The organism is Actinomycetospora sp., assembly GCF_055612215.1.
Map to the genome: position 1 here is coordinate 1 of NZ_JBVPVA010000844.1, position 9,295 is coordinate 9,295.

General features: G+C 74.3%; 9 protein-coding genes and 1 pseudogene. 5 read left to right on the forward strand and 5 right to left on the reverse strand.

What is annotated here, in order from left to right; all coding sequences use genetic code 11:
• Positions 1–1,039 (reverse strand): serine/threonine-protein kinase (locus AC0CYZ_RS22985; RefSeq protein ID WP_472219630.1); only part of this gene is annotated, 1,039 nt, incomplete at its 3' end.
• Complete coding sequence (locus AC0CYZ_RS22990; RefSeq protein WP_472219632.1) at positions 1,036–1,602, reverse strand: hypothetical protein; 567 nt, start codon at positions 1,600–1,602, stop codon at positions 1,036–1,038. The genes AC0CYZ_RS22985 and AC0CYZ_RS22990, both read right to left, overlap by 4 nt.
• A gap of 242 nt (positions 1,603–1,844) precedes the next feature.
• Between AC0CYZ_RS22990 and AC0CYZ_RS22995 the strand changes: the two genes are divergently transcribed.
• Positions 1,845–2,795, forward strand: a complete 951-nt coding sequence (locus AC0CYZ_RS22995) for an alpha/beta fold hydrolase (RefSeq protein ID WP_472219634.1) — start codon at positions 1,845–1,847, stop codon at positions 2,793–2,795.
• Positions 2,796–2,805: 10 nt separating this feature from the next.
• Positions 2,806–4,455: an FAD-binding dehydrogenase gene (locus AC0CYZ_RS23000; RefSeq protein WP_472219636.1), complete on the forward strand. Its 1,650-nt coding sequence runs from the start codon at positions 2,806–2,808 to the stop codon at positions 4,453–4,455.
• A gap of 28 nt (positions 4,456–4,483) precedes the next feature.
• Here AC0CYZ_RS23000 and AC0CYZ_RS23005 read toward each other — a convergent pair whose 3' ends face one another.
• Positions 4,484–5,041, reverse strand: a complete 558-nt coding sequence (locus AC0CYZ_RS23005) for a YceI family protein (RefSeq protein ID WP_472219638.1) — start codon at positions 5,039–5,041, stop codon at positions 4,484–4,486.
• 139 nt (positions 5,042–5,180) lie between these two features.
• Here AC0CYZ_RS23005 and AC0CYZ_RS23010 point away from each other — a divergent pair, with 139 nt between their 5' ends.
• Both AC0CYZ_RS23010 and AC0CYZ_RS23015 read left to right on the forward strand, forming a co-directional pair.
• Positions 5,181–5,714 (forward strand): MarR family winged helix-turn-helix transcriptional regulator, encoded by a 534-nt coding sequence (locus AC0CYZ_RS23010; protein ID WP_472219641.1) that lies wholly within the window; start codon positions 5,181–5,183, stop codon positions 5,712–5,714.
• Positions 5,715–5,771: 57 nt separating this feature from the next.
• Positions 5,772–6,659: a DUF1206 domain-containing protein gene (locus AC0CYZ_RS23015; RefSeq protein ID WP_472219644.1), complete on the forward strand. Its 888-nt coding sequence runs from the start codon at positions 5,772–5,774 to the stop codon at positions 6,657–6,659.
• Here AC0CYZ_RS23015 and AC0CYZ_RS23020 read toward each other — a convergent pair.
• A complete protein-coding gene (locus tag AC0CYZ_RS23020) occupies positions 6,641–7,333 on the reverse strand; it encodes a TetR family transcriptional regulator (RefSeq protein ID WP_472219646.1) in 693 nt (230 codons plus the stop codon). The genes AC0CYZ_RS23015 and AC0CYZ_RS23020 overlap by 19 nt on opposite strands.
• A 73-nt stretch (positions 7,334–7,406) precedes the next feature.
• Here AC0CYZ_RS23020 and AC0CYZ_RS23025 point away from each other — a divergent pair, with 73 nt between their 5' ends.
• Positions 7,407–8,555, forward strand: a complete 1,149-nt coding sequence (locus AC0CYZ_RS23025) for an FAD-dependent oxidoreductase (RefSeq protein ID WP_472219648.1) — start codon at positions 7,407–7,409, stop codon at positions 8,553–8,555.
• Between the two features lie 7 nt (positions 8,556–8,562).
• Here the strand turns inward: AC0CYZ_RS23025 and AC0CYZ_RS23030 are convergent.
• A pseudogene (locus AC0CYZ_RS23030) lies at positions 8,563–9,295 on the reverse strand (hypothetical protein); the annotation flags it as partial.

Consider the following 9,295-nt stretch of genomic DNA (forward strand, 5'->3'; position numbering starts at 1 on the left):
GCACGCCGAGGACGACGAGTGCGATCCCCGCCCGCCGCAGTGCCGGGTAGGGCGGCGGGGCGTCGGCGGACGGGGGCGTGTCGGTGTCGGTCTCGGCGTCGGCGTCGGCGTCCGCCGAGGCCGGGTGGAGGACCTCGGTCGCGCCCGCCACGTCGCCGGTGCGCCGGCCCCGGTCCTCGGGCCTCTCGCTCAGATCGCCCAGCGTGGCGGCCATCGACGCGGCGTCGGGCCGGTCCCGCGGGTCGAGCGCCATCGCGCGGAGCACCACGTCCTCCATGGCGACCGAGACGATCGGCAGGACCTGGCGCGGCGGCACCGGTGGCTCGCGCAGCCGCGCCGAGGCGACGTCCGCGGACCCCGAGCCGTGGAACGGCGTCGCCCCCGTGAGCAGCTCGTAGAGCGTGCACCCCAGGGAGTAGACGTCGGACCTGCCGTCGAGCCGCTCGCCGCGCGCCTGCTCGGGGGAGACGTACGCCGCCGTCCCGACGACCCGCCCGGTCTCGGTGAGGCCGGGGAGGTCCTCGATCTTGGCGATCCCGAAGTCCATGAGCTTGGGCGTGCCGTCGTCGAGCAGCATGACGTTGGACGGGTTGACGTCGCGGTGGACGATGCCGTGGTCGTGGGCGTGGGCCAGCGCGGACGCCACCGCCGACCCCACCCGGGCCACCTCGACCTCGGGCAGCCGACCCCGCTCGTGGAGCTCGTCGCGCCAGGTCCGGCCGCCCAGCAGCTCCATCACGACGTAGATGCCGTGCGACGAGACCCCGACGTCGTGCACCGCGATGACGTGGGGATGGCTGAGCCCCGCGGCCGCGCGTGCCTCGTCCTGCAGGCGCAGCGACTCGGTGTCGTCGTGGCGCCGGTCCGGGGGGAGCAGCTTGACGGCCACGACGCGCACCAGGCTGCGGTCGAACCCGCGGTGGACCTCGCCCATCCCGCCCCGCCCGAGGAGCTCGAGGAGCTCGTACCGATCGCCGAGCACGATCCGGTCCTGCGAGCCCTTCGCCGGGCCGTCGTCGTCGGTGTAGGGCCGCGTCACAGCCGTCGGGTCCGCTGGGCGTCGCCACCCTGCAGCAGCGCATCGAACAGGTACCGGTGGTCGACCATCGCCTGGCGCCGGCTCTCGAGCGGCTGCTCGTCGTGCTCGTCGGCGACGGCCACCCCGTGCGCGGAGCGGTAGTGCTCGACCAGGTCGGGGAAGTCGACCGACACCAGCTTCTCCCGCTCCTCGAACCGCTCCGAGGGGTAGCCGCGGTCGCGCATCACCTGCTGGACCAGCAGGTCGGCGTCCCGCAGGCCGGTCGACGGGTTCTCGACGAACGTCGACTGCGCGGTGTCCCAGGCGCGGGCGTACCGGTCGCGCTCGTCGGCGCCGAGGTCGCGCAGCTCGACCTCCTTGCGGCGCCGCACCCGCTCCCGGAGCTCCTTCTCGCCGTTGCGCTGCCCGTAGGCGGCGGTCACGCGGTCGTACTCCCCACCGAAGCGACTGCGCAGCGACGCCGTCGTGGCGCGGGCCCGTCGGCGGGCCACGACGAGCAGGACCACCCCGACCAGGACCACCACCACCGCGGCGATCACCACGCCGAGCACTACCCCGTCCATCGACGAGCCTCCCCCCAGTAGACCTGCGCCACCGGTGAGGTCTGGACGGACAGGATCACCGTCACTCTAACGCGCACCCGAACCATGCGCTGGGGGCTGCAGGCGCACCAGGACCAGTGCGGTAGCCCGTCTGCGAGCGGCGCACCACGGAGGGTCACTGCATCAGCAGAATGGCCGTGCAGGTGCGCGCGGCCGACGGCGGCGGCGCTGCACCGTGTTCCGCTCCGTGGGAGATTCGCGCGATGAGACGCACCGCACGGCGGACCGCGACCGTCCACGGTGACCGCGTCAGCTTCTGGGACTCCGGGACGACCGGGCCCGACGCCCGGGGCGACGACGAGGGCGAGCTCGTCGTGCTGGTGCACGGGATCGCGAGCTCGGCGCACACCTGGTCCCCGCTGCTCGCGGAGATGGCCCGACGTCGGGAGCGCCGCCGGTTCATCGCGCCGGACCTGCTGGGGCACGGGTCGTCGTCGGCGCCGTGGGCGGATTACTCGCTCGGCGGCTACGCCACGGGCCTGCGCGATCTGGTCCTCTCGCTCGGGCAGAGCCGGGTGACCGTCGTCGGCCACTCGCTCGGCGGCGGCGTCGTGCAGCAGTTCGCGTTCCAGTTCCCGCAGCTGTGCGCCCGCCTGGTCCTCATCGACAGCGGCGGCCTGGGCCGGGAGGTCAGCCCCGCGCTGCGGGCCGCGACGCTGCCCGGCGCCGAGTGGGTCATCCCGGTGATCGCCGACCGACGGCTGGTGTCGGCGGCGACGGCGGTGGGCCGGCGCTTCGCCTGGGCAGGCCGGTACGTCCCGGGGTCCGCGCGGGAGGCGGCCCGCGCCTACGCGTCCCTCGCCGACCCGGTGCACCGCCACGCGTTCGTGCACACCGCCCGCTCGGTGATCGACAGCGGCGGGCAGCGGGTCCGGGCCACGAACCGGCTGGACCTGGCCGACCAGCTGCCCGTCCTCATCGCCTGGGGCACCGAGGACCGCATGATCCCGGTCGAGCACGCCCACCGCGCCCACGGACTGGTCCCGGGCAGCGAGCTCGCGCTGTTCGAGGGCGCCGGGCACTTCCCGCACTGCGACCGGCCGCGCGACTTCGCCGGGCGCCTCCTCGACTTCCTCGACCGGCGCCCGCCCGGGGTGTGGGACCCCGACCAGCTCGCCCGCCGGATCGCCGACCACACGCAGTTCGACGACTAGATTGCCCGCCATGGACGCGGACGTGATCGTCGTCGGTGGCGGGCTCGCGGGGCTGGTCGCGACGGCCGAGCTGGCCGACGCCGGCCGACGGGTGATCCTGCTCGACCAGGAGCCCGAGGCGTCGCTGGGCGGCCAGGCGTTCTGGTCGTTCGGCGGGCTGTTCCTCGTCGACACCCCGGAGCAGCGCCGCCTCGGCGTCCACGACTCCGCCGACCTCGCGTGGCAGGACTGGCAGGGCTCGGCGGAGTTCGACCGCGACGACGAGGACCACTGGGGCCGGCAGTGGGCCCGGGCCTACGTGGACTTCGCCGCGGGGGAGAAGCGCTCCTGGCTGCACGCGCAGGGGATGCGCTGGTTCCCGGTCGTCGGGTGGGCCGAGCGCGGCGGCTACGGCGCCACCGGGCACGGCAACTCGGTGCCCCGCTTCCACGTCACCTGGGGCACCGGCCCCGGCGTCGTCGAGCCCTTCGAGCGCCGCGTCCGCGCGGCCGCCGCCCGGGGCCTCGTCGACCTGCGCTTCCGTCACCGCGTCGACGGGCTGACCGTCACCGACGGCGCGGTCGACGGCGTCACGGGCGCGGTCCTCGAGCCCAGCGACGTGCGCCGCGGCGAGTCCAGTGCGCGTGGCGAGGTCGGGGCCTTCGAGCTGCACGCCCAGGCCGTGCTGGTCACCAGCGGCGGCATCGGGGGCAACCACGACCTCGTGCGCCGGCTGTGGCCCGAGTACCTCGGGACGGCGCCGACGACGATGATCTCCGGCGTCCCCGCGCACGTCGACGGCCGGATGCTCGACATCGCCGCGGGCGCCGGCGGCCGGCTGGTCAACCGCGACCGGATGTGGCACTACACCGAGGGCATCACGAACTGGGACCCGATCTGGCCGATGCACGGCATCCGGATCCTGCCCGGGCCGTCGTCGTTGTGGCTCGACGCGACCGGCCACCGGCTGCCGGTCCCGCTCTATCCCGGGTTCGACACCCTGGGCACCCTGGCCCACCTGCGCCGCACCGGCCACGACCACTCGTGGTTCGTGCTCACGCAGAAGATCATCGAGCGGGAGTTCGCGCTGTCGGGCTCCGAGCAGAACCCCGATCTCACCGGCAAGGACCTGCGCGCCACGCTGAGCCGGGTGCGGCCCGGGGCGCCCGCGCCGGTGACGGCGTTCGTCGAGCACGGCGAGGACTTCGTCGTCGCCGACGACCTCCACGACCTCGTCGACGGCATGAACAAGATCACCGACGTGCCGCTGCTCGACCACGCCACCGTCGAGCGCGAGGTGCTCGCCCGCGACCGCGAGATGGCCAACTCCTTCTCCAAGGACAGCCAGGTCGCGCACATCCGGGGGGCCCGCCGCTACCTCGGCGACCGACTCGCCCGCGTCGCCACGCCCCACCGCCTGCTCGACCCGAAGGCCGGCCCGCTGATCGCCACCCGGCTGAACATCATCACCCGCAAGACCCTCGGCGGGCTCCAGACCGATCTCTCCGGACGGGTCCTCGCGGCCGACGGCGGCGTCGTGTCCGGGCTCTACGCGGCCGGGGAGGCCAGCGGGTTCGGCGGCGGCGGCGTCCACGGGTACCGCTCGCTCGAGGGCACGTTCCTCGGCGGCTGCATCTTCTCCGGGCGGGAGGCCGGGCGCGCCCTCGCGACGGCCGTCTGAGGCGTCGCGAGGGCGGAACGGGCGCCGGTCAGGCGGTCTTGATCGCGGAGATGTCGAACTCCAGGCCGATCTTGTCGCTCACCAGCACGCCGCCGGTCTCGAGCGCGGCGTTGAAGGTGATGCCGTAGTCCTTGCGGTTGATCGTGGTGGTGCCCTCGAACCCGGCGCGGATGTTGCCGAAGGGGTCCTTCGCGATGCCGGTGGACTCGAAGTCGATGGTGATCGACCTGGTGGTGTCGCGGATCGTGAGGTCGCCGGTGATGCGGTACACGTCGCCGTCGGCCTCCACCGAGGTCGAGCGGAAGGTCAACTCGGGGAAGTTCTCGACGTCGAGGAAGTCGGGGCTCTTGACGTGGCCGTCGCGCTGCTCCTGCCCGGTGGTGAAGCTCGGGGCGACGATGGTCAGCGAGGTGTGCGAGGCCGACGGGTCCTCGTCGACGTGGGCGGTGCCGGCGAACTCGCCGAACGAGCCGCGCACCTTGGTGACCATGGCGTGCCGGGCGGTGAAGCCGATCCGCGAGTGCGCGGGGTCGATGACGTAGTCGCCGGCGAGCGTGAGCGCGGGGGTGGCGGTGGTCTCGGTCATGGGGTCCTCCTGGCTGGTGGCGGCCTCGGGCGGGTGTCGTCGCGACACTTGAGGCATCAACTGAGACGGACTCTCCTCCGCTTGAGGACTCAAGTCAAGGACCTCGATTGAGTCTTCAAGTCCTGTACGCTCCACGGTCATGACGGCGGTCGAGAAGCCCGGGAGCGGGACGCGGTGGCTCGACGCCGACGAGCTCGCCGCCTGGATGCCGTTCTGCGCCCTGCTCCTGACCCTGCCGGGGGCGCTGGACGGCCAGCTCCAGCGCGACGCGGACCTCACGCTGTTCGGCTACCTGGTGCTGGCCCGGCTCTCCGAGGCGCCGGGCCGCACGCTGCGGATGAGCGACCTCGCGCAGATGGCCAACGGGTCGCTGTCGCGGCTCTCCCACGCGGTGGCCCGGCTCGAGCGGCACGGCTGGGTCGTGCGCGCCACCTGTCCGAGCGACGGCCGGTTCACGAACGCCACGCTGACCGACGCCGGCGTCGGGAAGCTGGCCGCGGCCGCCCCGGGCCACGTCGCCGCGGTGCGGCAGCTCGTGCTCGACACGATCGGGCGCGACGGGCTGGCCGAGCTCGGCCGGATCGCCACCCAGGTCCTCGAGGGCCCGTCGGGCCCGTTCCGGGCGTCGCCGGGATGCCCGCCGTCGGCCCCAGGGTCCGGCTGTCCCGGGTGAGTCTTCAGCGACGGTTCAGAGCGACGGACCGTCCGACGTGACACGCTCCGTCGTGCCATGACCGACGCCGCGGTGCCCCGTCGCCGCCTGCCCCTTCGGCGGGTGCTCGCGTGGGCCACCCGGGCCGGCGGCGACGCCGGGCCGCACGGGGTCGAGGTGCTGGGCCGCGTCGGGCTGGTCGCCTACGGGGTCCTGCACCTGCTGTTGGCCGGTCTGGCCGCCCGGCTGCTGTGGGGGGCCCGGGGGGTCCGCGCCGACCAGGACGCGGCGATCGCCGTGGTCGCGGGGCTCGGTCCGGTCGGGGCGAGCCTGCTCGGGGTGGCCATCGTCGGGCTCGTCGCCTTCGCGGTGTGGCAGATCCGGGCCGCGCTGACGGGCTTCCGCTGGACGAGCGGGAGCGAGCGCCTCCGCAAGCGGGTGGGCGCCGCCGGGAAGGCCGTCGCGATGATCGCCGTGGCCGTGCTGGCGTTCCCACCGGCGATCGGGCCGCTGCGCACCCCGCCGCCCGGCCCGCCGCCGGCGCCGCCGCAGAACGGGACACGTGTCCTCGTCACGACGGTGCTGACGCTGCCGGAGGGTCGCCTGATCGTGGCCGGGGCCTCGGCGGTCGCCCTCGTGATGGCCGCCTCCATGATCTACACCGGCGTGTTCGCCACCTACCTGGGCGACCTGCACGAGAGCCGCCTGACCCCGGCGTGGCGCCGCGTCGCGATCGCCTGCGGCAGCTACGGCAACCTGGCCCGCGCGCTGTTGATCGGCTCCGTCGGGATCTTCTTCGGTGCCGCCGCGATCACCGACGACGCCCGCCGCTCCGGTGGACTCACCCAGGCCCTGCGCTTCGTCGGGCACGGACCCTGGGGCGTGGTCGGTCTCGCCGTCGTCACCGGTGGGGTGGCCGCGTTCGGCGTGTACTGCTTCGTCGACGCCTACGCCCGCCGGGCCTGACCCACACCGGCCAGGATCAGCGCGACCCCGGCGAGGAACTGCTCGCGGTCGTCGTGGTCACGCAGCTGGTCGGCGACGGCCCGGGTGAACGGGTACTCGTCGGGGTCGAGCGCCTCCCAGTCCGACGAGGCCGCGTCGAGGAACCGCGCACGGTCCACGTCGGGCCCGAAGGTCCGGGCGTTCGCGGCGTTCTGGCGGGCGGCGCCGAGCACGTAGTACATCAACGCCGACGTCGCGGTGAACCAGCTGCTCTCGGGGACGCCGAGGGCGCGGATCGGCTGGCCCAGACTCTCGAAGATCCTCGGCGTCACCGTCCCGGACGGGCTGCGCGAGATCTGTGCGGAGAGCTGCGCGCCGAGCCACGGATGGTGGTCGATCGCGTCGTAGAGGCCGAGCGCGACGGCCCGGATGCGGTCCTCCGGGGACTCCCCGGCCGCAGGGGGTCCGACGGTCAGCGCGACGGTGACCAGGGCATCGGTGGCCGCGGCGAGCAACTCGTCCTTGTTGGTCACGTGCCAGTAGATGGCCCCGGGCCCGGTGGCGAGGCGCTCGCTCAGCGCCCGGAACGTCAGCCCGCCCTCGCCGTCGGCGTCGAGCAGCTCGACGGCTTCCTCGACGATCCGCTCCCGGGAGAGCGCCTCCGTGCGCCGTCGCGTCCGTGTCCGTGGTGTCACGCGGCCATCTTGACACGACTGGAGCGCCGTTCCAAGATTGGAACGTCGTACCAGAGTTTGCGGAGGAGCGGTCATGAGCACCCACGTCACGATCATCGGAGCCGGTCTCGGCGGACTCGTCCTGGCCCGCGTCCTGCACGTCCGCGGCATCCCGGTCACGGTCCACGAGGCCGAGCCGTCCCCGTCCGCGCGCACCCAGGGCGGGATGCTCGACATCCACGAGCACAACGGTCAGCCGGCGCTGGCGGCCGCGGGCCTGACGGAGCAGTTCCGTGCGCTGATCCTCGAGGGCCGCGAGGCGACCCGGGTCCTCGCCCGGGACGGCACCGTCCTGCTCGACGAACCCGACGAGGGCACCGGGGGGCGTCCCGAGGTGCAGCGCGGCGAGCTGCGCCGGGTGCTGCTCGACGCCCTGCCCGAGGGCACCGTCCGGTGGGGCCACAAGGTCACCGGCATCCGTGCCCTCGGGGAGGGGCGCCACGAGGTCGCCTTCGCCGACGGCACCACCGTCGTCACGGACCTGCTGGTCGGTGCCGACGGCGCCTGGTCCCGGGTCCGCCCGCTCCTCTCCGACGCCGTCCCGGAGTACGTCGGCCTGTCGTTCGTCGAGACCTACCTGTTCGACGCCGAGGTCCGGCACCCGGGCGCGGCGAAGGCGGTCGGCGGGGGCTCGTTGATGGCGCTCGTGCCCGGCAAGGGCATCCAGGCCCACCGGGAGAGCGGCGGGACGCTGCACACCTACGTGGCGCTCTCGAAGCCGCGGGAGTGGTTCGCGGAGATCGACTTCGACGATCCCGCCGCGGCGGGCGCACGGATCGCGCAGGAGTTCGACGGCTGGGCCGCCGAGCTCACCGCGCTGATCACCGACGGCGAGACCCCGCCCGTCCTGCGCCCACTCAACGCCCTGCCGATCGGGCACCGGTGGGACCGGGTCCCGGGTGTGACGCTGCTCGGCGACGCCGCCCACCTCGCACCGCCCAACGGCGAGGGCGCCAACCTGGCCATGGCCGACGGTGCCGAGCTCGGGCAGGCGCTCGCCGCACGTCCCGACGACGTCGAGGCCGCGTTGCGCGACTACGAGCTGGCGCTCTTCGCCCGCAGCGCGGACGCCGCCACCGAGGCCGCTCGCGACTTCGCGCTCTGCTTCGGCGAGGACACCCCGCACAGCCTCCTCGCCCTGCTCACCGGGCAGGCCCCCGCACCGAGCCCGCTGGGCTGGTGAGGGTCGGTCAGCTGCTCGCGATCACCTGGCTGCCGTCGATCTTCCAGGTCCCGTCCTGCTGGACCATCCGGAACAGGGTCCGCTCGCGGTTGGTCCGACCGCCCTGGTGGACGTAGACGACGGTCGCGTCGACCGTGTCGCCCGGGCCCGACGACACGCCCTGCACGGTCACCCGGCTCATGCCGCCCCAGAAGCCGGCGTAGGACGAGAACCCGCCGGCGGTGTTGCTCTGGTAGGAGGGCGTCAGGCGCTGCCAGCCCTCCGGCAGGTTCGACGGGATGAGGCCGTAGTAGTCGATGACCGCCTGCTGCTGCGCGACCTGCTCGGGAGTGCCCTGGACGACCGGGGCCGTCGACGCCCCGTCCCCGCCGCTGCTGCCCGAACCGTCGCCGGTGCCCGTCGCGTCGCCCGATCCCGAGGCCTGGTCGGTGCTCGTGCTGCCGGGCTGGCCCGCCGTGGTCGGGGCCGGCCCACCGGCCGTGGCGGTGCCGCCGCCCCCGGCCTTCATGCTCAGGACGAGCGCGACGACGACGACGGCCCCGACGAGCAGGACCGCGAGGCCCGCGCCGATCAGGGCACCGCGCCGGCGCCGCGGGCGGCCGTCGTCGTCGCGCTCCTCCGGCTCGTCCTGCGCGGCGGAGGAGCGGACGAGCACGTCCGCCGCGGCGCCGCCCGACGGCGCCGGCACGGTCGTGGCCGGGATCGTCGGCTCCGGACGGCTCGCCGGCCGCAAGGCGCTC

What these genes read in the sequence shown, in the direction of transcription:
- AC0CYZ_RS22990 (WP_472219632.1), bottom strand. Translation starts at nt 1,602, where the DNA reads ATGGACGGGGTAGTGCTCGGCGTGGTGATCGCCGCGGTGGTGGTGGTC.
- AC0CYZ_RS22995 (WP_472219634.1), top strand. Translation starts at nt 1,845, where the DNA reads ATGAGACGCACCGCACGGCGGACCGCGACCGTCCACGGTGACCGCGTC.
- AC0CYZ_RS23000 (WP_472219636.1), top strand. Translation starts at nt 2,806, where the DNA reads ATGGACGCGGACGTGATCGTCGTCGGTGGCGGGCTCGCGGGGCTGGTC.
- AC0CYZ_RS23005 (WP_472219638.1), bottom strand. Translation starts at nt 5,041, where the DNA reads ATGACCGAGACCACCGCCACCCCCGCGCTCACGCTCGCCGGCGACTAC.
- AC0CYZ_RS23010 (WP_472219641.1), top strand. Translation starts at nt 5,181, where the DNA reads ATGACGGCGGTCGAGAAGCCCGGGAGCGGGACGCGGTGGCTCGACGCC.
- AC0CYZ_RS23015 (WP_472219644.1), top strand. Translation starts at nt 5,772, where the DNA reads ATGACCGACGCCGCGGTGCCCCGTCGCCGCCTGCCCCTTCGGCGGGTG.
- AC0CYZ_RS23025 (WP_472219648.1), top strand. Translation starts at nt 7,407, where the DNA reads ATGAGCACCCACGTCACGATCATCGGAGCCGGTCTCGGCGGACTCGTC.